Origin of the sequence: Chryseobacterium elymi (assembly GCF_003385495.1) — a bacterium.
Classification (GTDB): Bacteria; Bacteroidota; Bacteroidia; order Flavobacteriales; family Weeksellaceae; genus Chryseobacterium; species Chryseobacterium elymi.
The window spans coordinates 285,819-311,937 of sequence record NZ_QNUH01000002.1 but is presented as its reverse complement, the minus strand read 5'-3'; the positions used below and the strand labels follow the sequence as shown (position 1 = coordinate 311,937).

The following is a 26,119-nucleotide window of genomic DNA, read 5'->3' as shown; positions in this document are numbered from 1 at the left end:
ATTTTATAACCGTTTGTGGTCATTGCTGATCAGAGCACCTTTGCGAATCTTAAAAGCAGTTAGCGGTACAAAAACTTTGCGAACTCTGCGTTAAAAATAATCATCAAAATATAAATATTGTCAGGCTAGCTTGCCAAATTTTTAATATAATAAGTCAAAAACATGACAAAAATTCAATTAGTTACAAATACCGTCATCAATCAAGGAGTTTTGCCTCTATATTATAATGCTGATGAAACAGTAACTCTGGAAATATTGAGATCACTTTACAAAGCCGGAATCCGTGCGGTAGAATATACAAACCGTGGCGATGCTGCGTTGAGTAATTTCACAAAAATGGTAGAAATCCGTAATGCAGAAATGCCGGAAATGCTTTTGGGAATCGGAACCATAAAGAATGTACAACAAGCTGAAGAATATTATACAGTGGGTGCGGATTTCTTTATCAGTCCGGGTTTTGTGGCGGAAGTTGCAGAATTTTTGATTTCAAAAGATTTGTTGTACAGTCCGGGTTGTATGACTCCGACAGAAATTATTAAAGCCGAAAATTCGGGGGTAACTTTCATTAAATTATTTCCTGGAAATGCTTTAGGAACCGGATTTATGAGCGCTATTAAAGATGTTTTCCCAAATCTGAAATTCATGCCGACCGGTGGTGTTGATACTACAAAGGAAAGCATTGAAAGCTGGTTCAAAGCTGGTGTTTCTGCGGTGGGAATGGGAAGCAAATTGGTAAGCAAAGAATTAATGCTTGCCAAAGACTATGCAACGATAGAAAATGAAACAAAAAAAGTGCTGGAAATTATTCAGACTTTAAAATAATAACTAATTCTAAAATTAATATGAGTTCAGTTAAGTCTCTTAAACCAAGTAAATTCAGGTGGACAATATGTTTACTGTTGTTTTTAGCAACCACGATCAATTATCTGGATCGGCAGGTTTTATCCCTGACCTGGAAAGATTTCATTGCGCCCGAATTTCATTGGAATAATAATGATTATGGAAATATCACCGCATTATTTTCAATATTTTATGCGGTAGGAATGCTTTTCGCAGGAAAATTTGTTGACTGGATGGACACCAAAAAAGGTTTTCTTTGGGCAATTGGTATTTGGTCTATTGGTGCGGTTTTACATGCGTTTTGCGGTATTGCTACATCCGGAATTCTTACAGGAAACTGGGCGGTTGGCTTTCATGAATCCAAAGAAATCATAGGAAATGTAGGAAGCGTTTCTGCGGTTATCAGTACAAGTGTCACTTTATTTATTTTTGCACGTTTTGTATTGGCCATTGGTGAAGCAGGAAATTTCCCGGCAGCGATCAAAACTACAGCTGAATATTTTCCTAAAAAAGACAGGGCATTTTCTACAAGTATCTGGAATGCAGGGGCTACAGTGGGAGCTTTGGCGGCACCGATTACTATTCCTTTTATTGCAAAATCGATGGGTTGGGAATGGGCTTTTATCATTATCGGTGCTTTAGGATTTGTATGGATGGGCCTTTGGGTATTTTACTATAAAAAGCCTCATGTACATCATAAAGTAAATGAACATGAATTGACATATATTAATCAGGATCAGGACGACCTTCCTAATGAAGATACTTCTGTTCCCGAAAAAGTATTTACGTTCAAGGAATGTTTCAGCTACAGACAAACGTGGGCGTTTGCATTTGGGAAATTCATGACAGACGGTGTCTGGTGGTTTTTTTTATTCTGGACGCCGGCATATTTAAGTTCGGTATACCAGATGGATTCTACACAAAGTGCCTTGCCGTTATTCGTTCTTTATATGATCACTTTATTATCGATCATAGGCGGCTGGCTTCCAAAATATTTTGTTGAAAAAAAAGGAATGAATGCCTATACAGGAAGAATGAAGGCAATGTTGATTTTTGCATTTTTCCCTTTGTTAGCGCTTCTTGCTCAGCCTTTAGGTACGATTACCTATTGGATTCCCGTTTTGATTATCGGAATTGCAGGAGCAGCGCACCAGGCTTGGTCGGCAAATATTTTCTCGACAGTAGGCGATATGTTTCCGAAAAAAGCGATTGCAACCATTACAGGAATAGGCGGAATGGCTGGAGGAATAGGCTCTTTCCTGATTAATAAATCATCGGGACTTTTGTTTGATCATTCGCACAAAGCTTGGTCAACGGTGAATGGGGTTCCTTTGTTGGAAAAATACCCGGAGTATATCAACGAGCGTTTGCCGGAAGGCTTTTTTCAGGAACTGGAAAAGTCGGGTGCAGTAGTTTCTGACGGAATTAATAAAGGATATATGATTATTTTCTCAGTCTGTGCAGTCGCTTACCTGATTGCTTGGATGGTAATGAAAACATTAGTTCCAAAATATAAAGTTATAAGTAAATAATGATGGAAAATCAGATAAAACAGAAATTAAATCGCAAATTAATTGATTCTCAGGAAAAGCTTCCGATCAAAGTTGTACAGTTTGGAGGCGGAAATTTCATGAGAGGATTTACGGATTATGTGATTGATAAATTAAATAAAGAAGCAGGGTTTAATGCAGGAATTGTAAATGTTCAGCCTACACCAAACGGTTCGGTTCATAAATTAGAAGAGCAGGATAATTTATACACGCTTTTCTCAAGAGGAGTTAAAAAAGGAGAAATCATTGATACAAAACAGGTGATTTCTGCGATTCAAAGGTCGACTAATCCTTATACAAATTACGATGAATTCTTGGCGTTGGCTAAAGAGGAAGAGTTAGAATTTATCTTTTCCAATACAACAGAAACGGGGATTACTTTTGATGCATCAGAAAATGATTACGTTGGCCCGCACAAAAATTTTCCTGCGAAACTAACGGTTTTATTGCATGAAAGATTTAAGCATTTTAATGGAGCTGCGGACAAAGGATTGAGAATTATCCCTTGTGAATTGATCGAAGACAATGCTTATGCTTTAAAAGAAATTATCTTAAAATATGCTCAACTTTGGAATTTAGATTCTAACTTTGTGCAATGGATTGATCAAAATAATTATTTTCATAATACATTGGTAGACAGGATTGTTCCGGGTTATCCGAAGGAGGATGCAGAAGCCTATGAAGATCAGTTGGATTATGAAGATCAGATGATGGTGGTGTCGGAAGTATTTTTGCTTTTTGTGATTCAGAATGAGGCAAATTTAAAAGAGAGAATTCCTTTCGATACAATTGACGAACAGATTTTGGTTGTTGATGATATTCAGCCGTATCGTTTGAGAAAAGTAAGGATTTTGAATGGTGGTCATACATTAATGCTGGCTCCGGCGATTTTATCAGGAAAAGAAACGGTAAAAGAATCTATTGATGATGAGTTTTTAGGTAAATTTTTAAGTGAAACAATTTTCAATGAAGTGAACCCAACATTAGGTTTAGATGAAAATGAATTAAAAGATTTTGCTGAAGAAGTTTTCGACAGATTCAGAAATCCTTTCATCAAGCATTATCAGGCAAGTATCGCTTTGTATTTTGTTTCTAAATTTAAGGTTAGAATTCTTCCGGTTTTTTTTAAATATGTTGAAATTAACCATAAATTACCGCTTAATTTAACCTTCTCCTTGGCAAGTTTAATCAGATTTTATCAGGGAAATTTTTGTAAAAAATCTTTACCGTTAAATGATGAAGAAGCTATCGTAAACAGATTCAAAGAAATCTGGAAAAACGAAGATTACGAAATAATTTCAGAACAGGTGTTGAGCGAAACATCTTTCTGGGATACAGACCTTACTAAGGTTAACGGTTTGAAATCTGCAGTAGCAAAAGCGTTGTTGGAAATTGACCATAATGATGTTGAAACCGCTTATCACAACTTTATACAATTTTATTCTTAGAAAAAATGCAAAAGAAAGTACTGAAAGTAAATCCCAAAGATAATGTAGCAGTGGCTTTGGTTGATCTGACGCAGGGGGAAACTGTTACTTTGGGTGATCTTACGTATAACATTATAAAAGACACGAAGGCAAAACATAAATTCGTGACCGAAGATCTTGCGGCTGGGGATAAGATCATTATGTACGGTGTTTTGGTGGGAAAAGCAAGTCAGCCTATTCAGAAAGGAGAAGTTATCACCACTGAAAACGTTAAGCATCAAAGTGCAAAAGTAGAAGGTAAAACAGAAATAACGGCTTGGAGTGCTCCGAATGTTGACAAATGGAAGGATAAAACTTTCATGGGCTACCTCCGTGAAGACGGACAGGTTGGAACAGAAAATGTCTGGTTGTTTTTTCCTCTGGTTTTTTGTGAAAACAGAAATGTTGAAATTTTAAAAGATGTTTTTGAAAAGGAACTGTTATTCGAAAAAGTAACGAAACATCAACTTTTATTAAGATCGTTAATTAATAATTCTGAAACTGAAACTGTTGTTGAAGAAGAACAGGATTCTCGGGTTTTTAAAAATATTGAAGTTAAATTCATCACTCATCAAGGAGGCTGCGGCGGAATTCGTCAGGATGCGGAAGCATTGGGAAGATTATTGGCAGGCTATGTTAATAATCCGAATGTAGCCGGAGCAACAGTTTTGAGTTTGGGTTGCCAGAATTTACAGGTTCAGATTTTTAGAGATGCATTGAATAAAATCAGTCCGAGCAATAAGAAACCCATCATCGTTTATGAACAGCAAAAGTCCGGAACGGTAGATGAAATGCTCAGCGGTATCATCAAAGATTCCTATAAAGCCATCAAACAGGCCAATGACACAGAAAGAAAGCCAGCCCCAATTTCAAAATTGGTTTTAGGCTTAGAATGTGGCGGTTCAGACGGTTTTTCAGGAATTTCAGCCAATCCTGTTTTAGGACAGTTATCAGATTTAATGGCAGGAATCGGAGGTGCAACCATCCTTTCAGAATTCCCGGAATTATGTGGAGTTGAGCAGGAACTTGTGAACCGTTGTGTAAATGAAGAAGATGCCGAAAGATTTTTACAATTAATGAAAGATTTTGAAGAATCAGTCGTTGCTGCGGGTTCGGGTTTTGACATGAATCCATCGCCAGGGAATATCAAAGACGGCTTGATAACTGATGCCATGAAATCTGCCGGAGCCGCTAAAAAAGGTGGCTCATCACCAATAAATGACGTTCTCGATTTTACAGAATACATTAAAAAGCCAGGCTTAAACTTATTATGTACACCCGGAAATGACGTGGAATGTACAACCGCTTTGGTTGGATCGGGCTCAAACGTAGTTTTATTCACGACTGGTTTGGGTACGCCGACAGGAAATCCTGTTGTTCCTGTAGTAAAAATTTCGTCAAACACTTCTTTGTCACAAAAAATGCCTGATATCATCGACTTTAATACCGGAGATGTGATTACAGGTGAGAAAACAATCGACGAAAAAGCAGAAGAATTATTAGAATTCATCATTGAAGTGGCCAGTGGGAACATCAAAACAAAAGCTGCCATTTTAAATCAAAACGATTTTATTCCCTGGAGACGGGGAGTAAGTTTATAATTGTTTAAATTATATTAATATTAGGGTTGAAAATGCTTTCTACGTTTGTGGAGAGCATTTTCTTTCGGTTAAACTTGATTTTTAACCATAAATAACACAAATGCTTTCACGATTTGAATCAGTAGGAACGGGTTTTAGCCCGTTTTCAAAAAAATAATTAAAGTCAATGGCTTTAGCCAAAACTTAAGAATGTCCAGAATCTTTTTTATCAGAGTTGGGATTCTTCCTTCGTTATTCCCTGAACTGTCAATACGACATAGGAAAATAGAGCGTAAAAAATTCCCATTGTCTGAACCGAGAGACAAATGTCAATTCAAAAGACAAATTCTAAATTCGCGCAAGTTTTGGGAATTTTAGGATTAAGCTTTAATTTTTAGCGGAAGTTTCCAAGTTTTGAACTTTGTTTCTTTTGTTTTAAGGCAAAAGAAAATAATATCAAAAAAACTATTTCCTTTTTGAAGACTTTCTAATATAAAGCTGCGGTGCCAGCACAACTTTCTTTTCAGTAGAAACCCCGGAACCATTTTCTTTTACACTTTCGATAAAAACCCGGCCCGCCATTTTTCCCATGGTTACAGGAGTTTGGTCAACGGAACTCATCGGAAGCTCCATGAATTGGGTAAAAGGTTCGTTGGAAAAACCTATCACAGCAACTTCTTCCGGAATTTTTATTTTGCGTTTTTTCAGTTCCTGGCAAGCACCTAGCGCAGCAAAATCACTGGATGAAAAAATGGCATCAGGAATTGATTTTCTGTCCCAAAGTTTTTTAATGGCATCAATTCCGGTATCGATCGAACTTCCCGTAAAGATAATATTGTCTTCTTTTATCTGAAAATTATTGTCAAGCAAGGCTTGTTTGTAACCGTTAAGGCGGTTCTGATAAATTTCAAGATTAAGGTCTCCGGCAAAGTGACAGATGTTTTTATAGCCTTCTTTGATCAGGTGCTCTGTAGCCATATATCCGCCACGGTAATCATCAATGGTTACTGTACTGATTCCTGCAATATCTTTCTTCCTGTCAAAAAATATAATGGGAGTATTGGTGGTCTCTAAAATATTTTCAATATGTTCTGTATCAATCGTTGTTTTTGATACAGACATGAAAATCCCGTCAACCTGAGCATTCAGTAAGGTATTTAAATGCCTTTTTTCAATATTGACATCTTCATGGCTCTGGCAGATAATCACATGATAGCCAAGTAGAGAAAGCTCTTCTTCAATTCCGCGGATTACTGAGGAAAAAAAATTGGTATTGATGTAAGGGACAATAATCCCGACATTTTTGGTTTCACCGCTTTTTAAAGCTTTAGCAAGGTTGTTTTGCTTGTAGTTCATTTCCTTGGCCGTTTTTCGGACCAGTTCTTTGGTTGCTTCGCTTATTCTTGGGTGGTCATTCAATGCTCTCGAAACAGTGGCAACACTTACGTTGAGCTTATGGGAAATGTCATATATCGTTGCACTTTTCTTGTTCATAGAAGTTTTTTCGTATGCATTGTTGCATGTAAATTTAATCAAATTATGGTGTAATATTAAAAAATTAATTTAATTTTTAATGGAAAAGATTTGATTGATTTTTATAATCATTTCCTTCGCATTATTATTGGTTGGGTCTAATTCTAATGATTTCTGATAATCGCTTTTGATAATGCATATTCTTTTTTATTAAAATAAGCTTGACCTCGACTGTCATAGATATTTCCTGATTTTGGAAACTTATTGACATTTAAATCAAAAATCTTAAGTGCTGCGTTTAATTGATTATCTCTTAGAAACTCATAACCAAGTTCATTCAGTTCATTTTCGTTGTAGAAGCATATTATGTTGATGACAAATTAAAAAAATATAAGCCTAAAAATAAGCCATACTAACTTTCCTTCATCGTATATTTTTTGTGATATAGTCCCTAACATGAATAATTTCAAATTTATTTTTCAGCTATTTTATTATTGCGATTATATGTTCCCGTTTTTGTGTTTAACCCTAAATAATAAAAACCGAAGCCATAAGCCCGGTTTTTATTATTAAAATTATTTATAGTATCATTTTAATTCAAATTGGCCAAAGATCTGGAGTGAATCTTTTTTTTGATCGACCAACCAGACTTTCTTACTGATCCTATATGTGCCCGGAGGTAAATTTTTGTTCTTTAAAAGTTTAGTTAATGGAATCTGAAAATCCTTAGATTCTTTTGGCTCAACACTGTACAATATATCTTCAAAGCCCATCGTGTCAATAAAAGGCTCTTCAGTCCAAGCTGTATCGCTTTGTTTTTCTATTGTAAAAGCACTTCCGAATTGAACAGCTGATGACGAATTGTTAGTAAGCCTGCAGTTAATGTTAATCTCATTTTCGGCAAGTGAATAAATTTCTGGGTTTACACTGATCTTTACTTCCATATTAGGTGTATTTCTATTTTCTAATTTGTCACTGGCTGCATCCTGTATAATAGTATTACTATTTTTATCGCTTTTTGAGGGTTGGCATCCTATGCACAAAACGGCACATAGCAGCACAAACTTCGGAAAATTATTCTTTCTTATTTTTTCCATAACCATATTATTATAGTAAAGACAGACTGAATTTTGGCATTATTACTAAATTTAATATCTGGATAATCCCAATGCGGATAATATTAAACTTGCTTTGGTATAATAGCGGGTTGAACCAATCGCTCCAATATGCGTACCCACAGTGGGGCGAGTACCGGAACTGCTAATGTATGTGTAAACAATCCCACCGCTGTCCCCACCATCACTGGTGTAGTTAGCAGTTGTGATATTGGTTAACGTATTTCCCGATGTTGGAGAAGTCCATGTAGCATTTGTGCTCAGAATGGTACCAGAGGTGTATCCTGTTGTTGCCCCCCTTTTATTAACAACTGTACCTACTCCCGGTAAGCTTGTTGAAGTAGAAAGTAGGTCTGAAGCGGTTCCACAAAGTGTATTACTAGGAATGTAGGTGCTTGGATTTGTTATAGGGATAAATGATGCATCAATAGAACCTGAAATTTGTCTTACACTACACACCCCAATTGCAGTTGATCCATTATATAAAGTTTGTCCGGCATTGATTACGTGTCCAGCGGTAACCATCCCAACTTTACCATCTGAATTTCTCTTCGCAGCAAAACCATATGATCCGTAGCTTGAACCCGAAGTATTCAATGCTGCCTTACATCCAGGATTTAAATTTGCTTCTAATACCATCTCACCTTCGGATTTTCTAAAGCTTATCCCTTCCGCAGCGGAAACATACCTCTTAAAATTTTCAATAGAAGCATCGGAATACTCATGGAGATCAACTATAATTTTATTTTCTCTATCCATTAAAGCAAAGGTGTTAAAATTGCGTACGGCAGCTGCATCTTTTTTATTCAAAACGAATTCATTAAGCTGATCCATGACCTCGGAAAGATCTCTGTAGGAATATTTAGCCTGTTTAAAATCGACATTTCCTTCCCCGATAATTGAGGCAATCGTCTGCTTTGATTTCTCAAAATCAGAAGAAATGTAAACAACCAAAGTTCCATTTTCAGTGATGTAGGATCCACCATAATACGCTGGATAATTCGGTATTTCTTCTTTAAATCTGTTAGTCGTCTTGCCAAAAGATTCCAACAATTTGGAGAGTTTGACATTGGCCTCCCATTGATGTGCAGCATCAGCTTCCACACCGTTAGATCGTGAGTCGATTTTAGCTTCTACTTTTCCCGTGTCATCTAGTCTTTCAAGGGAAGTAGAGTCTGAACATCCAGAAAATGTAAAGACAGCAATAATTGCAAATACTGATAATAATTTTTTCATAGCATAATTTTTTTAGTTATAATTCATTTATTAATGGCTCATAATGAATTAGTTACTTTAAAATTACATCAAAAAAAGTAATTGACCAAATTTATTTCTCTTTGAAGAGAAATAAATTTTTATTTAGATATTATTTTATATAATAAGTAATAATGCAGAACGTTAGTTTTCCAATCGTTTGCAGTAGGTTGTTACGCGAAAAAATAATAATGATGCAATGGGTTTAGGAAAGAATTCAGCTGCCTCAGGATTTCTCTCTACTGCAATCTTTCATAAAATGTTTTTGGTAAGTAAAGATAATTAGATTCTATTGAGAATTATAATGTAATTAATTATCTTAAATAAATATTAATCTATAGCATTAATATAAATTGACAATCATCAATATGATTAATGGATCGTTGTTAACTCAAAAAAAATAGTACAGACCGAAAAAATCAATCTGTACTTCAAAAATTAATTATTCTAATAATTAGTTTTTGATAAAAGTTTTCTGTATTCTTTTGGTACCTTCTTTCACTAAAACAAAGTAGGTTGCATTGGGAAGATTTGAAATATCCAGCTTCTCACTATAATTGCCAGTAGATGACTGTACATCTTTTTTGAAAAATACCTTACCTGAGAAATCAATAATCTGTATATTGATTTTATTTTCAGCTGATTTAAATTTTACAGTTAACTCGTTATCAGCAGGATTAGGATAAATTTTAAAATCTAAACTGTTTTTTATTTGTTCATTTACTGCTAAACTTCCAGGGTCACAAGTCGGGATTCTGTTGATTCCGTCAATTCCCCATGCAGTCATTACCGGGATACAGAGCCAGTTTAGTATAGTAGGGAAGTGGTCGGTTTGCCTTGGAGTATTCAGATAATTCTGAATGGTAAATGTTTCTGAAGTCTGAAGATTTCTTGTCGGCGATCCTGTGATAGCCGCATTATTAGCTAATGGTCCTGAATCTATCAGAGTATTTCCTGAAGCTTCAGTCATTTTATAATTTGCTAAAAGATTAGAATAGAAAGGATGCGAACTCGTTACATCCTGATTTGCCCACTGAACTATGGCTTCATTCGTTAATTTGGCATTCCAGATCCTTACATCTTTATAAGAAGCGGCTAGATTTACACCATAGGTATTGGTTCCGTCCTGATTGATAGTTAATGGTAAATCAGAAGTAATATCACCAATGGTATTCATTTTTCCTACAGTTACAGGAACTCCATCGTCATACATGGTTGCCAGACCATCTCTGTCGAACGTTACGGCGATATGTTTCCATTGGTTGGTCACAAGTTTTCCTCCCACAAGATCCAGTCTATTGCTTCCGTCACCAATATTCATTTTAAAGGTCTGTCCTGAATATCCTGAAATTACAAAACCTTTTTTGTAGCCGTTGTTCCAGTTCTTATTGCCAATAAATACCGGGTCACTGGTGTAATTGGCATTAGGCTTTACCCAAAATTCAATAGTAAAATCCTGATTGGCTCCGAAATTAAAGCCACTCTGAACCGAAGGCTTTGCATATGTTCCTGCAGGGAAATTAAGACGATTATACGTTGGTGTATTCTGACTTTGAGTTTTACTTATCTGCTGAGGGGTGAATGATGGATTGGAATAAATTGAAAAAATATCTCTTTCAGTAAGATTTCCTCCTCCATGCGAAGTACCTTCTCCACCATGATCAGTTGTGACTACCACCAGCCAGTTTTCGCTGTTGTACGTGCTTCTGTTTTTCATCGCAGTGAGAATCTCACCGATGTAAGTATCTGTGGTTTGAATTGAGTTCACATACTGAGCTGATGTTGAAGAAAAACCATAGCTATGTCCGGCGCCATCCACATCGTCGAAATCAACGAAAAGTACATCGGGATTATCATTTTGAAGGGCATTAACTGCTGCATTTTTTACTGCAAGATCAGTTGAGAAGTTTGTTTTTATATCAGCAGTGTTGATGATATTGTTGTTGATCGGTGCCCAGTGAACTAAAGAAATTGTTCTTAAATTAGGATTGTATGTTTCAATTCTTGTAAGAAAATCACGATAATTAGCATAGTTGGGATTGGTGAAATTATTGTCCGGCACATTGTGCTTATCAAGACCAACCCCTGTCAGCATAGAGCTCCAGCCGTTTCCACTGATGGTTGGTGCTAATGTAATGGCATCTAAAGAATAGATTGCAGTTGGCAATAATCCCTGAATGTTCGGAGTGTTGGATGACATCATTACATCAGGCCTGCAGCCGTCTATCCCAATGAATAATACTTTTTTGGTTTGTGCACTCAGGGCAGCAGACATCACCAAAACAGAAAAAAGTTTTGTTTTCATATTAATTTTATTAAAAAAAGGTTATTTACTGAAATGTTGAAATAAACTGTTTACAGAACTGATCTGCAAACAGTTTTAGAAATTATAAAAGAAGACTTTCAGCTTCTGAAAGATTGTTGAATATATAATCCGGCTCTGCGGCTTTAAGCTGCTCTCTGTTTTGTGCACCGCTTAAAACCGCAATGGTTAATCCGCATCCTGCATTTTTCCCTTCCTCAATATCAATAGCGGAATCTCCGGCTTTTAATACCTGCTTTGCATCTGTAATCTCAAATTTAGACATAGCCAGCCTGATCATTTCAGGACTCGGGCGGCTTTCTGAAACATGGTCTGCTGTGATTAAATCATCGAAATGTATATTTTTCTCCCATCCTAATTTTGAAAGTAACTGTAAAGCAATTTTTTTTGTGTAGCCAGTATTTAACACCACCTTTTTTCCTGCTGATCTTGTTTTAACCAAAAAATTTTCAACACCTGCAATAGGTTTTACTTCCAGCCGCTCATAAGCAAGAACAAGATCATCTGAGAAATTTTCAAAAATAGCTTCCGTATCGTCAATATCTCCACCGATGTTCTCCAGCAGATTTCTGATAGCTTCTGCTTTCTCCATTCCGGCACAGATTTCAAGCACTTTATCTAAACTTACATTATACCCATAATTGTTTACTGCCCCAGCAAGTGTTTTATATACTACATTGCCTTCATCTATCGTTGTTCCGGCCATATCCAGAACCAATAATTGTATATTCATTTTTAAGAAAAAATTGTATTGATAGTAAATTTTGAAAAACCACCGCTTCCGGTCATTCCTTTTCCGCCGATTCCTGTTACAATATAAATGTTTGGGGAAGGTGTATACTCAAAGATATCTTTGGTTTTGCATTGAGAATATACCCCAAACCATCTTCTCTGAATTTCGTACGTCGGAAGATCGATGATTTTTTTTGCTTCCCTAATCATAAAATTGTCAATGTCCATATTAAGATCATACCCCAGATCATCTGCATTCTTGGCATCAGCATATTCGTGGGAATCTCCTATAATTACAGAACCATCCAAAGCCTGTTTAAATAAAATATGAACTCCGAATTTCTTTTCAAAAGAGTTTTTGTCTTCCTTTTCTTTGATTGTTTTAAATGATGCACATTCGCTGAATGATTCATATCTTCTGATGGAAAGTCCCGTCAGGATGTTCCCGGGAAGAGAATAAATTCCCTGAGGTTTGGTCTGCAACATCTGAAGCTTGCTTACTTCAAGATCGCTTGCATTGAAGATTTCAGGATATAAAGTTTTAAACTCGTGTCCGCCACAGATGATGATCTTTGAAGCGGTAATATGTCTTCCATCAGAGGTTACAGCAACGCAGTAACCATTGTTTTCATTGGTTTCCACGACGGTAGTATTGTAAAAAATATCCAGACTCTCCTGATTTTTTAAATACTGATGAAGTTTCACAATCATTTCACCGGAATCAACAGAAATTTCCTGAGGGAAAAATAATCCGCCTTTGCAGTAATCTGACCGTAAGCCATCAAATTTTTGGATGCATTCATTTTTTGAAAGAAGTACGGATTCATAATCATTGTTTTTGTTAATTTCCGATAATTCTTCAATGAGCTGAAGCTCTTCCTCATTGGAAGCTATGTATACGGACCCGTTTGGGCGCACTGTAAGGTCTGTTTTCGACTGAAGGTCTTTATAAATCTTTATACTTTCTTTTCCGAACTTCTGCCACTTGATATCCATTCCTGAAGGAACAACCTGTCCGAAATTTCGTACGGTTGCGCCTTGTGGAACAGAGTTTCTTTCAAGAATTACCACTTTCAGGTTTTTCTGTAATGCGTGGTAAGCATGGAATGTTCCTAAAATTCCGCCACCTACAACGATTAAATCATATTGAGTATTCATATGTATTATTTTAAATTTTAAAAGCATCAAAACGAATCGCGTGAGATGTTTCTTCGTTTTCAGCATTTGATTTTGATTTTGATTTTTTTTGGAATGCTAAAAAAGCAATACCTGAAAAAAATAAAACGGCAGCTGCAATGATATAATTGAGATTGATATAAAAATGAAGCCAGGAGCGCTCTTGTGAACCTGAGTTCTTCAGAAACAGAACCGAAACGCTTCCCAAATATCCAAAGGCGTCAACGAAGTAGATAAAAAATCCCACATTGCCTTTAACTTTAAATGCAGCAATCATCCGGTCAAAATAAATTCCGTTAAATGGAATATAGCAAAGATACATCCCGAAGCCGGAAACCGTCATCCAAATGAAGGGAGAAATAGCCCCGTTTTGAAATAAGAAAGTTGATAATCCGACAGAGCTGATCCCGCCAAATAAAATATAATGATAATAGCTAAAAGCTTTACTGTTGTTTTTCACTTTCACCATAAAACCAAGGATCAGCAAAACCATAATGGAAATTGGAACTTCCGTCAGAGTAAATACAGTACTGTCTGCTTTACCATCCATTTCATCCCAGATTTCCCTGCTGAAATTATCCCTGAAGTCCCTTAATACAGTCAAACTGATGTACAAGACCGTAATGCTTACGAGCGGGATAAAGAACGTTTTAACCAGAGATTTTCTTTCTTCCTTGCTTAATGTCTTTCTTTCTTTTTTTAAAGCCTTGTCTTCGTCTGTGGGCTCGGGAATTTTATTTAAAATCAAGGCAAATACAATCAGCGGAATGATAAAAACTAAACCTGTTGCAAAGGGCATCCAGAATTCCGTAATCCCGAAATGGTTCATTAAATACATCCCTGCGGATTTTACGACCCCTGAAGAAACAACAAAACTGGCACAGAGAAACAACCCTATGATTTCTGTTGTTTTTCTGCCTTCAATATAGGAAAATACGATTCCCCAGATCATCCCGAGCGGAATTCCGTTGATGAACATAAACAGAATATTGTACGGGGCAGGGACAACTGCAAATCCCAGCAATGCCAGTTCAGCGGCAGCAATGAAACTTAGCAGAAAGATAATTCTTTTCTGAGGTTTTAATTCTGAAATGAATTTAATTCCGATAAATTTGGAGATAAAATATCCCACTGCCTGAGCGATGATGATTAAAATCTTATAGTCGAATCCAAAGAACTCTAAATTGCTGTATGAAGCTACAGTAAAAGGTTTCCTGAATGCATACATGCAGAAGTAAACCCCGAAAGCAGCACTGGCCGCTTTCAGAGTTACACTCACGGTGCTGTTATTGTTTGAATTGGTGTTTTTCATCTTTTAGAAATTCACTTTTACGCCAATATTTCCACGTACTCCGTAGTATTCTACCTGCTCCGGTCTGTCCTGACTTTCCCCGAAATTATAGATCAGAGGTTTGTTCAGAATATTGTTGACATCCGCAAAAACAGTGAAGTGCTTGTTGATCTGGTAAGACGTCCCAAAATCGAGATTGCTGTATTTTCCATAATAAGAATCGTAAAGGTCTTCTTCTGCATATTCTACAGCGAATTTTCCTTTATGGTTGTATGCAAGTCTTGCGTTGAAACCATTTTTCTCGAAGAATAGCTGGACATTGTATAATTCTTTCGCCTGATACGGAAGCTTTACCTTTCTGCCACTTGGTTTTTCCATTTCCGAAGTCATGAAGGTGGCATTTAGCTGTGTTCCAAAATATTGGAAGATTCCCGGCAAAAAATCAAACCTTCTGTTGATTCCCAATTCAATTCCGCCCAGCCACGCTGCTTTTCCGTTGTTGGGTGTGCTGAACTGAACTCCGGAAATTCCATTGTAGGTTCCGATAAAAGAGTCCTGGAAAATAGGATCCGTAATGGATTTATAGAAAGCACCGCCGCTTAAGATTCCAACATTGGAGAAGTAATATTCGCCCATTAAATCTAAATTGATAGAGTAGGTGGGGTTCAGGTTAGGATTTCCACCCTTGAATTCATTGTCGGCTTCAATATAGGTTCCTCCTGGCGTCAGATCTCCGAAGTTAGGTCTTGAAAATGTTCTTGTCGCGGCAAATCTAAGGTTGGTTTTATCGTTGATGGTATATTTAAAATGCAGCATCGGCAAAACTGCAAGATATTCTTTTGTGTTCTCTACCTCGGTTAAGGCATCATTAACAACATTATAACCTTTTACTTTGGTATGGGTGTTGGATAATCTTATCCCTCCTAGAATGGTCATTTTATCGTTGATTTTATACGTTCCCATTCCGTACGCATCGGCATGCTTTTCATAAACATCAAAGTTTCTTCCCAACGCTTTATTGTATTCCAATGCTTCCGAATCGGTTTTATTTATGGATAAATTTCCCTGATTCTGGAACCAGAACTGATCCATTCCTCCCGTTGCTAAAACTGGTCCGAACGTATTTCCGATATGAGCATTCATTTCACTTAAGTATCTGGTTCCGCCAGGCTGTGTGGTAATGTGTTGTCCGAAATCCGAAAGCAGGGGCGCGGTTCCGTTGCTCCAATTATAGAAAATATCTGAGAATCTTGCAATTCTTTCTTTATCGCGGTATTTGAAGCCGTACTTCAGGGTAAGTTGATCCGAAACGTTGATTTCATGGTTAAAGCCTGCGACAATTTTATCTTTTTCCTGAACATATACTTTATAGAATTCAAGATCGGTGAATCTCATCCGGGAAGCATTCATTTTAAAATCAGGATTACTGTAGAAACCGAATAATGCATCCGGGTCTTTATAATCTAATTTTCCGCCGTCAGCTTTCCAATAGGCCCGAGGGCCAAATCCTTTGTCTGAAATGTAATCCGGATTTATTCCTACGCCGTTCTGAGTATATTTAATAACGTAATAAGAATTGTTCTGCTTATCCGGAATGTTTCCGTATTTGAAAAGATTATTGTAGTAAGATAAGTCCCAGTCGATTTTGCTCTTGTTGAGCTGATGAATTCCGCCTAGAGAAACAGAGGTTAGTTCAGTAATTAACAGGTTATGGATATTCTGAAGCTCGACTCTTGCTGTATTATTGGCACTGCTGAATTTATCGAATCTTATCCTGTGTTTATAATGTGTTTCATCATCGGAAAGTGTACCGTACATTCCTTTCAGATAGAATGTGCTTTTGGGTGACAAAACATATTCTAAAGCCGCGTTGGCTCCGGTAGTTTTCCTTACTCCGTTGTAATCTCTGAGCTCCATCCTGAAAACCCCTTCATCTCCGCTTCGTCTGGCCTCAAAATTATCGGTTGACCAATTTCGAATAAAGTGAGAAAAATTAATGAGATATCCGAATTTTTTATCTTTTGTTCTTCCTCCGTACAAGAGTCCAAGATTGTAAACTCCCTTGTCGGATTTTGCATTGTATCCCGTTCCTAAAGTTCCTCTGAATTCAGTTTTCATTGGAGGCGTTTTGGTAATAAAATTAACGCCGCCACCGATTCCGTCCGCTTCCATATCGGGGGTGAAAGACTTGTTGACATGAACATAAGAAATTAATTCGGTCGGGAAAAAATCAAAAGCCGTTGCTCTCGATGTGGTTTCCTCTTCAGCTGTTGGGAGTCTGTTTCCATTAATTGTTGTCGAAGCCCAGAACGGTGGAAGACCTCTCAATGAAACAAATCTTCCTTCCCCCTGATCTCTTTCAATAGAAACTCCCTGAACTCTCTGTACAGTTTCTGCTGCATTTCTGTCTGGCAGTTTTCCGATTCCGTCGGAAGCAATTACATTTGAAATATTGATTGCATTTTTTTGCATATTCAAACCACGTGCTTCACTGTTTTTTAGTGTTCCTGAAACAATAATTTCATCTATATTTTTTTGGCGCTGAAACAAAACAATATTTCCCAGATCAAGATTTTGCGCGTCAAGGATTTCTATATTCAGATTTTTAGGTTCGAAACCAATGTAGCTTACTTTTATGCTGTACTGCCCGGCTTTAAGATCGCTGATACTGAATCTTCCTTCGGAATCTGTAATCATCACTTTGGAAGTACCATTAACAATTACTGTGGCGCCCGGTAATGCCTGATTGTCATCAGAAACAATTCCGGTAACAATCTGTTTTTGTGCGAATACTCCAATGGTGCAACAGGCAAACAACGGAACAAAGCTTTTTCTCACTACGGTATTTATTTTTTTACAAATATTAAAATTATACCGCAAAAATAGGCTTGAATTTTAATATTTATAAACTTTTAATGTTAAGTATTAGTAAATAAATCTTTTCCCTAATCTGAATAAAAATTTAGCTTTATGCTATTTTGTCTGAACCTATTATAAGGCGTAAAACCTTCACAGTAACGAGTTCTTTATGAATTTAATATCATTATAATCATTCGGGGATACATTTATTTTAGGAAATAAAGATTAACAGTTTATTATTTAATTGTTAAATGAAAAAAATAAAAGTTTACTATTAGTAAACTTTTAAATAAGGTGGAAATATATAATTCAATTTTTTTCTGAATAAAGATAAAGAACCAACATGAGGCACGATTCATCTGAAATACTTTCTGGAACGTGGGGGTGTCTGCCGTTGAAATAGAGTGCATCACCTTCGGAGAGGATGATTTCCTCCTGATCAATTATGTATTTTACTGTTCCTTTAAGAATATATTTAAATTCCCATGCGTCTGTAATTACCTTTTCTCTTTTGGAATTGGGTTCTAATGTGAGTAAAACCGCTTCAAATCCTAATGAACTTAAGCTTTTGCTGAAAATATGCATATACTTGAAACCCCGGGCTTCAATTTCTTTTTCTATAATCTGCTGGTTTTCTTTAGGAATGTAAATGAATTTTGAAGTACTGTCTTTCTCTACCCCTTCGAAAAAATAGCTTGCATCAATTTCTAGTGATTGAATAAGATCCAACAACACAGGAAGTGAGGGAATTGTTCTTCCGTTTTCTATCCGAGAGATCAGGCCATTGCTTACGTTAGCCCTATTAGCAAGCTCGTTGATGGTAAGATTGTTTTCCTTTCTAATATCCTTTATTCTTTTTCCGATGCCTATGATGAAATCACTCATGCTTAAATTTGAATTGTAGTAATTTTTACTATTAGTAATAATCAGAGACAAATTTAATGTAATTTATATTTAAAAAAATAAAAAGTACATTTTCTTATGAAAGAGCGTAGAAACATTTCCAAAAATTGGTCCGGGGATCACTTTTGGCTTTGTCGTGGCAGGGCAATTACTTATTTCTATGCTCATGGAACATTTTTCATTGATGGGTGGCAGCCATCATTCAATAAGTATAGGCAGGGGGTCAGGAATGCTGCTGATTATTGTTGGAGTAGAAGTCATGAAAAAGTTTTAACTTGTTTATTTTTTAGTTTGCTTTATGTCATCAAACAAGTTATCGACTACTTTTTCTAAAATGTCTCCTGTTTCATTAAAGCTGGTGTTGGTCAGTATGGATATTCCTATATTTTGTTTAGGATAAACCACAAACCAGTTCTGCATTCCGTAAATACCTCCGTGATGTCTATACATTAATCCATTACCATTTTCTATGATGTACCAATGATAGCCTTCCCAAAAATCAGAACCTTCTTTGTGTAGTTTTTTATGAGATTCGCTGACAACAGGATTGGATGGGGCAAGCTGCAGTTTCATATATTTCACTAAATCCGGAGCCGTGGAGTGCAATCCTGAAATTCCACCCCATAACGTTCTGTTGAAGTTGGGCATTAGCTCGTTTTTGTCATTATAGCCTTTTACCAGTCTTGTTCTGTCATTTTCATTGAGTGTAAACTTGGTTTGATTCATGTTATTGGGTTTCAGGACAAATTCAATGACCAGTTCCTCAAACGATTTTTGATACACTTTTTCAAGGATATAGGCGGTCAGCTCCGGAGCCGTGTTTGAATAGGAATAGACTTCTCCGGGTTTCGTTTCAATGTTGATGAGTTTTAATCCCTCTAAAAAAGCCTTTTTATTTTCGCTTTTTATAGGCATATTAGGAAATCCACTGGTATGGGTGATGAGGTGTCTGATTCTTACAGGTTCACCTTTACATTCTAAATTGGGATAGGGTTCGTTAAGATAGATTCTGATATCATCATCTAAATTTATTTTTTTATCAAGAACAGCTTTGGCGGCTACATAACCTGTAAAGGTTTTCGTTACAGAAGCTAATTCATAAAGGGTGGAATCGTTGGGTTTGTTTCCTTTTCCAATCGTTAATTCTCCAAAATGTCTGATGGTGGATTTTCCATCTTTAAGTACTGCAACGGAAACAGAATGAAATCTTTTGTCCTGTAATAACTGAAGCGCATTTTTTGTAATCGCATGTTCAACATTTTGTGTATGGATTGGCTGAACGCTTTTACATCCAAGTAAGGCGAAAAATAAAATAAGGGTTACATATTTCATGGTCAGAATTTTAATTTGATATTGATAATCTGATGCAAATATGCTGTAGAGAATCCTGAAAAAAGTCCGTATAAAAAAGTCGGACTCATTTTTTGGATTAAAATGAGTCCGATTATCTGCAAACCAAAGTTCGAGTATTTACAATCAATTAATTGTCAATTGTTTCTGAATGCTGTTGGTGTCTGATTGGTGTATTTCTTAAATGAAGTATGAAAAGAAGATTTTGAATTGAAACCCACTTCATACAAAATTTCTAAAACGGTTACCTCTTTTTTTGTAGGATCTTTTAGAATCGTCATTGCTTTTTTAACGCGGTATTCATTTACAAAATCAAAAAAATGCTGATTGATATGATGGTTAATTAATACAGACAACTCACGAACCGGGATTTCCACCTGGTCCGCCAATTCCTGAATGGTTAGAGAGGGGTTTAAAAAGGGTTCTTTTTCAACCATGAATTTTTTAAGCTGTTCGATCTGAACACTTTTTGTTTCGTCAGTTTTATTTTCAGTTTCCAGCGTTTCAGCAAAATCTGTTGTAGGTTGTAAGGTAGAATCAATTCTGCGAAAAAGCTCAGGATAATTTAATGCCTTTAAGATAAACCAGCAGGCCGCCAATAAAAAGGAAGTTCCTGCCAGAATATGCAGCCAGATAAACAGATCGTTGTATGCGGTATACCGTATGATATTTTTAAAAATAATACATACATGGATGAATAAGAAAATGAGGGTAAGCTGAAACAGCCATTGGTATAACAGGGTGTTGGGATTGGTGTAGTTTTCAAGATAAATCTTCTTATATTTTCTGAGTATGATGAATACACCAACGATATAAAAGAAAAACTGCAGTTCCCCGATGAGCTGATACACAAACATTTCAGGGGAGTGCCACATCGTTGTAAAGAAATCTTCTTTTGCAGCACCTTCTGCCAGATAAAGTCTTGGAACCAACATTAAGTTGGCAACGATAAAAGGAATAAGATGCAGTAAATGCTTTCTTTTTAAGGTGAAATCAGAATAACAGACGGCATTCACATACAGGTAGAAGAGCGGCATTACCAATAAGTAAGCAGATATTTTGAAAGCTTTCAGATTATAACTATCCACAAAAAGGTGCATAAAAAGCCCGCTGATATCAATGGCATTAATGATAAGGAACGCTGCAAATAATCTGTTTTCCAGTTTTCTTTCTGTTTTTACCGTTAACAAGAATACAGCAAGCAGCAGCGATACAAAAACAGCAATCGCAGCAATAACTTCCAGAAAACTTAATTTGTCCATTAGTTTTTTTACAAAAATAGGATATAAGTGATAAAGAGAAATGATGGGCAATCATCATTTTTAAAATATTGGGCTTTGTTGTGGAAGGTTTCCCGACTTTGAGTTAGTGAAATAAGATTATTTTTTTTAAGCTTGCTTCAAAGTCAGATTTCGGAGAGCATGGGAGTAACTATTTATTTTATATATTTATTAATTTCAAATTTAAATAATTCTGATTGATTTGCTAAAAAGATTTTAAATGCATCATTAGATGTTAAATTCCCATTTTGATCGAAAGAAATATTTTCTATCTGATTGTTTTCTTTTAACATTTTCGTTACACTAGGTCCAAGTCCAATTCTAGTTAAATTAATTACTTCTTCATTAACAGTTCCATAGACAGCTAAAAAGTAGGCTTCTTTTGTTATTAATTCGAAGTCATAAAGAAAAGTTATCAATTTTTTTAATTTGAAGCTAACAAAATCTTCTTCCAACTTAATTTTAACCAAAGAAATATTTGCTAACTGTTGTCTACTTTTCCCACGTAAATTTATATACACTTCTTGCAGGTATTCATAATTTTTATATTTTGGAGAAGGGTTAATTACTTCCCCAAAAGAACGACCAATAAATAAATGACTATCATTTATATCTTTAGCCTTAGCTTCAAAATAATTTAATGTGTTAATAATTTTATCTTTTAAACTTAATAATTGTATTATATCAATATAGTTCTTGTAGTAGTTTCTCGCTTTTTCATTTTTTAATCGTTCGATTTCATAGTCCTTAATTTGATTCTCAATATTCATTATGAAAACTTCATAAATAGTTGATATAACATTACTTTTATCTGATATGTTTTCAAAATTTTTAATAATTAATGGAATTGCAGATTCTATATCCCAGTAAAAATCATCAATGTTATTTTCTATAAAACTATGTTTTATTCTATTTTCTAAAGAACCATCATTTTCGTTGATTAGAAATTCTGTAAAACTTATTAGTTTATTATCTTTTTCTTTTTGTTTTATAAGTTCGTCTTTTGTCAATTTAAGCTCTTCAACATTATAACCTTCCAATAAAGGATTTTTATTTTCGTCTTTAAAAGTATGTTCTCTAAGCAAAGAAAGTTTATTTCGCATATTGCTTACTTTATCAGTAAATTCTTCTGAATCAACAAAGTGAATTTTAGATACAAGTTTAGATAATGAACTTTGGAAAACATAATTTAATCTATTAACTCGGCCAATTAAATTGTTAAGGTCTTTAACATTTAATCCATATGTGGATGTTATGAATAGTGTGTCAATTGGAAAATTTATACCTTCTAAAATAACTGAGTTTGCTATGATAAATTTTAGATTTAGAATATCTTTATATTGATATTCTAAATATTCTTTAAGAATTGTAGGTTGTTTACCGTGTAAGTATATAATCCCTTTTCTAACTAAAGTAACTAAATCAATATCTTCAGATATCTCACTAGCAATAGTTCTTGATATATTGACTAAAGTTTCATTTTCAATATTTTCAAGTAATAAAGAAAGCTTCTTCGCAATTAGCTCTACATTTTTGGGTCGATAGTTATATATAAAATTCTTTTCCTGAGTATTTGTAATTATGTAATTGATAAAAGAAGAATTTTTGTCAAGTTCATATGATTCATTAGAAAATCTATCAAATATTGACAGTACTCCTCTTTTATCTAAATAAAAAACATCATAAGCTTTTAAGTTATGTTTTATGCTGCTTTGAAATATTTGTCCTTCAGATGTGAATTTAGCTTTTAGATTTTGCGAATTATTTACTAGAGGAGATAAATACAACAACCTTTGGTTCGGGTTGTTTTTATAATTTAGCATAATCAGTCTTGACAATAAATGATTTCTGCTATTATTTCTTAGGATATTATGTGCTTCATCAATAAATAATATATCAAATTTAACATTAAATTTATTAATTAATCTTGTTGCTCTTTCTTGAGTTAAAATACCTATAAACCTTTCCTCTCCGTTGAACATTTCATCATGTAAAATTAGTTTATAATTTAATTCTAAATTTCTAATGTCAATATAAGTTTGTGTTATGAGTGACTTAGTAGGAACGATAATTGCAATCTTAGAAAAGTCGTTTTGTTTAATAACTTCACGGATTATTGAGCTTTTTCCAAATGAGGTTGGTGCAATGTATGATGAATCTTCTAAAGATATTCTTTCTAAAATTTCTTTAGATGTATTATATTGTTCAACAGTTTCAATGTAACTTGAATTGTTGTACAATGTCCTGATTTCTTGATTTATTATAGATTCATGTAGATATTCTTCATGTAATAAATTATTAGCCAAAATAAATTCTGAAATTGGATAAAAGCCTATTTGTAATGATATATCATAAAGAGGTCTATAATCGTCATTAACCAACCCATATTTTAAAACTATATAATAAGCTATATTGAAATATCCCTTTAACCTCTTGTCATTATTATAATATCTAAAGAATATTAGAGCAACAGTTAGTATATATTGAGCTTCCTCAAATGTTAATTTATTGTTGAAGATTAATTTTTTAAAACAACTAGTAAACTCAGCATTATTTTTTAGTGTAGTTAATTGCCTTTTCTCAACACTTGTAATTTTACTCATCTAAATAGTCTATAAAATTTTGAATAGTTTTTTTGTTTAAACAAAGTATATTTAAATGTTTGCAATTATAATTTTTTGTTAGATTAGCTATCTTAATAGGAAGATCATTTTTATCAATTTTATCATATCTATCACCTAAAAAAATTGTTGAACTCGGAATTATGTTATAAGTGTCAATTTTTCCAAATTTTTTGTCAACATATTCTTTTGATAACTTTTTTAAAGTTTTTGAAATGTTGTCGCTAAAATTTACAGCCCTAAGAGTAGAGTGATGATGGGCATTTTTCCAGGGGTTATTAGTTGTATTTGCGCCTTCAATTTTCTTTTTTAAATCATTATATGCTTCACTGATATTAGAATTATGAGTAGCGTCAAGAGTTGTTTCTAAAGATGATTTACTTTCATAAATATAGAATTCATTATTAATACCATATAAACCATCAAAACCTTTTTTCATTCCTTTTTCTTCTAAATTACTAAAAAGGAAATGCTGATTAAATTTATTTGCGCGCAAATACAAATGACAAATGAATTCAGATACAATACCATTTTTTTGCAAATCAGTCTTTTTCTCTAATAAATTTTTGAGTTCGGTCTTTGTAAGTTTAATATCGTTATGACTTTCAATAATTTCATTATCTCCATTCCAGATTTGGTGAATGCATTTTTCAATATAATTCTTTAATCTTGGAGAATATGACTCAATATTTATTAAGTGAAGTGTAATCTTTTCCGATAGCTTAATTTTATATCTTCCAAACATTTATATTTTTTGTAGTTTACAATATGATTTTTTAAATATACAAAACAGTAAATATTATTACCTTACGGATTTCCGTAAACACCAAAAATAAAAACCCTCTTAAAATTTTCAATCAGTATTTTTACCAGATTTTATTGATTATATAAAATCTTTACATTCTCAACTTATATTAATAGGGTTTCAACCAAAATTTTTATAATGTTTACAGTATCATTCTAAATTTAATATTTCAAAATTATATCTGTCCAATGAAAGTTGCATTTCATTTCTAATTTGAATAAGATCTTCTTTATGACATTGATTTTGAAATTGTATTTCATTGAATAACTCTGATGCTTCTTTTATATCCTCAATCAAATCAGTTATATTTGGATTTGATATTTGATTACGTAACCCTTCTTCTAAAAATCGTCTTAAATAAATATAATTGTGTTCAATAGAGTTTACCATATTTATATGGTAATCCACCAAAATTTGGCCAATATATTCTAGTTCTTCTTCGCTTATTCTATCAACAGTTATTATAGTTAATCTTGCAATTGTATTTATAGCCTTTTTACTAATTTCATTAAATGTTTTTTTTCTTTCGTAATCATGATTTTGGGCCCTTTCAACCATTTTCCATAAACTTTCAATTTGTAAATTAAAATAGTCAATTATTAGGGAAATCCGATTAAAATTGTCCACCTTATCTTTACCATAATTCTTAATAAAAGCTTGAAAATAGTTTTCATTTTTTAAATTCTGATCTAATCTTTCAAATGATTTATTAGGTGAAAATCGTAGTAGCTGAAATGAGATTAAATCATTTTCATATCTATTTATCATTTGTGATAAGTTCGAAATTGTATTTTCAGCATGATCTTTTGAGGAAACTAACAAATTCTTAAAGTTTCGTATTCTATTCTTTATTTCAGCCTTTTTTCGTTTCTTCTCCTTCCCTTTATCTTTTTTGAGGGTTAGATAAAAAACTAGTAATGCTGTTCCTGTAGCAATCAACGGACCTAATATACTCAGTAAAAATTGTTTGTTAAATATAAAATTAAATATATGACACATTATTGTAGATTTATGCTAATATCCAAATATACAAAACTATACGTATACCTTCTTAGGACTTATCTACAATGGCAAAGATAAAATCACTTTTTACATTTTATAATGCTTCATCTATCATTTATAACAACGAAAAATCCCAACTCTCGTCAGGATTATTCATTTATAAGTTTAAAGAAATCAGATAAACTAATTTTTCTTGCTTCACATATTTTAAAAAGTGTTTCAACGGGTATTCTGTAAGTTTCTTCACTTTTAATTTTTCTGATGGTACTTTCTTCTACACCATGATTTTTGGCAAAAGAATTTTGTGACTTGCCTTCTTGAAGCCAAGGTATCAACCATTTTTTTGTAATGTATAAACAAATTTTTTCGTTTATATCTGTCATAGAACAAATGAAATAATTAAATAATAAAAAATTACGGTCGATCGACCGTAATTAGATTTCTTTTCTTACATTTATAAAAAAATACAAACTCATGAAAAAATAAACCATTAAGAAAA

At 34.2% G+C, this 26,119-nt stretch carries 20 protein-coding genes; 5 read left to right on the top strand and 15 right to left on the bottom strand.

Annotated elements, in window-relative coordinates:
• The first annotated feature begins 162 nt into the window (after positions 1 to 162).
• Genes DRF60_RS03785 through DRF60_RS03770 form a run of 4 tightly spaced genes read left to right on the top strand, consistent with a single transcriptional unit; the run spans position 163 to position 5,457 of the window.
• Positions 163 to 822: a beta/alpha barrel domain-containing protein gene (locus DRF60_RS03785; RefSeq protein WP_116010788.1), complete on the top strand. Its 660-nt coding sequence runs from the start codon at positions 163 to 165 to the stop codon at positions 820 to 822.
• Between the two features lie 20 nt (positions 823 to 842).
• Positions 843 to 2,372 (top strand): MFS transporter, encoded by a 1,530-nt coding sequence (locus DRF60_RS03780; RefSeq protein WP_116010787.1) that lies wholly within the window; start codon positions 843 to 845, stop codon positions 2,370 to 2,372.
• Positions 2,372 to 3,838: a tagaturonate reductase gene (locus DRF60_RS03775; protein ID WP_317125814.1), complete on the top strand. Its 1,467-nt coding sequence runs from the start codon at positions 2,372 to 2,374 to the stop codon at positions 3,836 to 3,838. The genes DRF60_RS03780 and DRF60_RS03775 overlap by 1 nt, the downstream gene beginning before the upstream one ends.
• A 5-nt stretch (positions 3,839 to 3,843) precedes the next feature.
• Positions 3,844 to 5,457, top strand: coding sequence for a UxaA family hydrolase (locus tag DRF60_RS03770; protein ID WP_116010786.1), 1,614 nt, complete (start codon positions 3,844 to 3,846; stop codon positions 5,455 to 5,457).
• A 444-nt stretch (positions 5,458 to 5,901) separates the two neighbouring features.
• On the opposite strand, the gene DRF60_RS03765 is transcribed toward DRF60_RS03770, so the two are convergent.
• From DRF60_RS03765 to DRF60_RS03725, 9 genes are all read right to left on the bottom strand, one after another.
• The gene (locus DRF60_RS03765) at positions 5,902 to 6,930 is read right to left on the bottom strand and encodes a LacI family DNA-binding transcriptional regulator (RefSeq protein WP_116010785.1); all 1,029 of its coding nucleotides are present in this window, start codon (positions 6,928 to 6,930) and stop codon (positions 5,902 to 5,904) included.
• A gap of 566 nt (positions 6,931 to 7,496) precedes the next feature.
• Entirely contained in the window at positions 7,497 to 8,006 is a 510-nt protein-coding gene (locus tag DRF60_RS03760; RefSeq protein WP_123902625.1) for an immunoglobulin-like domain-containing protein, read from the bottom strand.
• Positions 8,007 to 8,057: 51 nt separating this feature from the next.
• Positions 8,058 to 9,260: a S1 family peptidase gene (locus tag DRF60_RS03755; protein ID WP_116010783.1), complete on the bottom strand. Its 1,203-nt coding sequence runs from the start codon at positions 9,258 to 9,260 to the stop codon at positions 8,058 to 8,060.
• A 472-nt stretch (positions 9,261 to 9,732) separates the two neighbouring features.
• Positions 9,733 to 11,583 (bottom strand): alkaline phosphatase family protein, encoded by a 1,851-nt coding sequence (locus tag DRF60_RS03750; protein ID WP_116010782.1) that lies wholly within the window; start codon positions 11,581 to 11,583, stop codon positions 9,733 to 9,735.
• Positions 11,584 to 11,665: 82 nt separating this feature from the next.
• Entirely contained in the window at positions 11,666 to 12,334 is a 669-nt protein-coding gene (locus tag DRF60_RS03745; RefSeq protein WP_116010781.1) for an HAD-IA family hydrolase, read from the bottom strand.
• Between the two features lie 2 nt (positions 12,335 to 12,336).
• Positions 12,337 to 13,491, bottom strand: a complete 1,155-nt coding sequence (locus DRF60_RS03740; RefSeq protein WP_116010780.1) for a TIGR03364 family FAD-dependent oxidoreductase — start codon at positions 13,489 to 13,491, stop codon at positions 12,337 to 12,339.
• Between the two features lie 10 nt (positions 13,492 to 13,501).
• The gene (locus tag DRF60_RS03735; RefSeq protein ID WP_116010779.1) at positions 13,502 to 14,821 is read right to left on the bottom strand and encodes a DUF5690 family protein; all 1,320 of its coding nucleotides are present in this window, start codon (positions 14,819 to 14,821) and stop codon (positions 13,502 to 13,504) included.
• Positions 14,822 to 14,824: 3 nt separating this feature from the next.
• Positions 14,825 to 17,638: a TonB-dependent receptor gene (locus DRF60_RS03730; protein ID WP_238639999.1), complete on the bottom strand. Its 2,814-nt coding sequence runs from the start codon at positions 17,636 to 17,638 to the stop codon at positions 14,825 to 14,827.
• Between the two features lie 330 nt (positions 17,639 to 17,968).
• A complete protein-coding gene (locus DRF60_RS03725; protein ID WP_116010778.1) occupies positions 17,969 to 18,544 on the bottom strand; it encodes a helix-turn-helix domain-containing protein in 576 nt (191 codons plus the stop codon).
• 124 nt (positions 18,545 to 18,668) lie between these two features.
• Between DRF60_RS03725 and DRF60_RS21855 the strand changes: the two genes are divergently transcribed.
• Entirely contained in the window at positions 18,669 to 18,836 is a 168-nt protein-coding gene (locus DRF60_RS21855) for a DMT family transporter (RefSeq protein WP_116010777.1), read from the top strand.
• Between the two features lie 5 nt (positions 18,837 to 18,841).
• Here the strand turns inward: DRF60_RS21855 and DRF60_RS03715 are convergent, their stop codons facing one another.
• From DRF60_RS03715 to DRF60_RS03690, 6 genes are all read right to left on the bottom strand, one after another.
• A complete protein-coding gene (locus tag DRF60_RS03715; protein WP_116010776.1) occupies positions 18,842 to 19,894 on the bottom strand; it encodes a serine hydrolase domain-containing protein in 1,053 nt (350 codons plus the stop codon).
• 155 nt (positions 19,895 to 20,049) lie between these two features.
• Positions 20,050 to 21,174 carry a helix-turn-helix domain-containing protein gene (locus DRF60_RS03710; protein WP_116010775.1) on the bottom strand — a complete coding sequence of 375 codons (1,125 nt, stop codon included), beginning with the start codon at positions 21,172 to 21,174 and terminating at the stop codon, positions 20,050 to 20,052.
• Positions 21,175 to 21,347: 173 nt separating this feature from the next.
• Positions 21,348 to 23,795: a DEAD/DEAH box helicase gene (locus tag DRF60_RS03705; RefSeq protein WP_116010774.1), complete on the bottom strand. Its 2,448-nt coding sequence runs from the start codon at positions 23,793 to 23,795 to the stop codon at positions 21,348 to 21,350.
• Positions 23,788 to 24,558 carry a hypothetical protein gene (locus DRF60_RS03700; RefSeq protein ID WP_116010773.1) on the bottom strand — a complete coding sequence of 257 codons (771 nt, stop codon included), beginning with the start codon at positions 24,556 to 24,558 and terminating at the stop codon, positions 23,788 to 23,790. Before DRF60_RS03700 ends, DRF60_RS03705 begins: the two co-directional genes overlap by 8 nt.
• A gap of 210 nt (positions 24,559 to 24,768) precedes the next feature.
• Complete coding sequence (locus tag DRF60_RS03695) at positions 24,769 to 25,617, bottom strand: hypothetical protein (RefSeq protein WP_116010772.1); 849 nt, start codon at positions 25,615 to 25,617, stop codon at positions 24,769 to 24,771.
• A 152-nt stretch (positions 25,618 to 25,769) separates the two neighbouring features.
• The gene (locus DRF60_RS03690; protein ID WP_047486272.1) at positions 25,770 to 26,003 is read right to left on the bottom strand and encodes a helix-turn-helix domain-containing protein; all 234 of its coding nucleotides are present in this window, start codon (positions 26,001 to 26,003) and stop codon (positions 25,770 to 25,772) included.
• Positions 26,004 to 26,119: the final 116 nt, after the last annotated feature.

Bases quoted from the DNA above. Each gene is read 5' to 3' on its own strand.
- DRF60_RS03785 (WP_116010788.1), top strand. From the start codon at position 163: ATGACAAAAATTCAATTAGTTACAAATACCGTCATCAATCAAGGAGTT.
- DRF60_RS03780 (WP_116010787.1), top strand. From the start codon at position 843: ATGAGTTCAGTTAAGTCTCTTAAACCAAGTAAATTCAGGTGGACAATA.
- DRF60_RS03775 (WP_317125814.1), top strand. From the start codon at position 2,372: ATGATGGAAAATCAGATAAAACAGAAATTAAATCGCAAATTAATTGAT.
- DRF60_RS03770 (WP_116010786.1), top strand. From the start codon at position 3,844: ATGCAAAAGAAAGTACTGAAAGTAAATCCCAAAGATAATGTAGCAGTG.
- DRF60_RS03765 (WP_116010785.1), bottom strand. From the start codon at position 6,930: ATGAACAAGAAAAGTGCAACGATATATGACATTTCCCATAAGCTCAAC.
- DRF60_RS03760 (WP_123902625.1), bottom strand. From the start codon at position 8,006: ATGGAAAAAATAAGAAAGAATAATTTTCCGAAGTTTGTGCTGCTATGT.
- DRF60_RS03755 (WP_116010783.1), bottom strand. From the start codon at position 9,260: ATGAAAAAATTATTATCAGTATTTGCAATTATTGCTGTCTTTACATTT.
- DRF60_RS03750 (WP_116010782.1), bottom strand. From the start codon at position 11,583: ATGAAAACAAAACTTTTTTCTGTTTTGGTGATGTCTGCTGCCCTGAGT.
- DRF60_RS03745 (WP_116010781.1), bottom strand. From the start codon at position 12,334: ATGAATATACAATTATTGGTTCTGGATATGGCCGGAACAACGATAGAT.
- DRF60_RS03740 (WP_116010780.1), bottom strand. From the start codon at position 13,491: ATGAATACTCAATATGATTTAATCGTTGTAGGTGGCGGAATTTTAGGA.
- DRF60_RS03735 (WP_116010779.1), bottom strand. From the start codon at position 14,821: ATGAAAAACACCAATTCAAACAATAACAGCACCGTGAGTGTAACTCTG.
- DRF60_RS03725 (WP_116010778.1), bottom strand. From the start codon at position 18,544: ATGAGTGATTTCATCATAGGCATCGGAAAAAGAATAAAGGATATTAGA.
- DRF60_RS03715 (WP_116010776.1), bottom strand. From the start codon at position 19,894: ATGAAATATGTAACCCTTATTTTATTTTTCGCCTTACTTGGATGTAAA.
- DRF60_RS03710 (WP_116010775.1), bottom strand. From the start codon at position 21,174: ATGGACAAATTAAGTTTTCTGGAAGTTATTGCTGCGATTGCTGTTTTT.
- DRF60_RS03705 (WP_116010774.1), bottom strand. From the start codon at position 23,795: ATGAGTAAAATTACAAGTGTTGAGAAAAGGCAATTAACTACACTAAAA.
- DRF60_RS03700 (WP_116010773.1), bottom strand. From the start codon at position 24,558: ATGTTTGGAAGATATAAAATTAAGCTATCGGAAAAGATTACACTTCAC.
- DRF60_RS03695 (WP_116010772.1), bottom strand. From the start codon at position 25,617: ATGTGTCATATATTTAATTTTATATTTAACAAACAATTTTTACTGAGT.
- DRF60_RS03690 (WP_047486272.1), bottom strand. From the start codon at position 26,003: ATGACAGATATAAACGAAAAAATTTGTTTATACATTACAAAAAAATGG.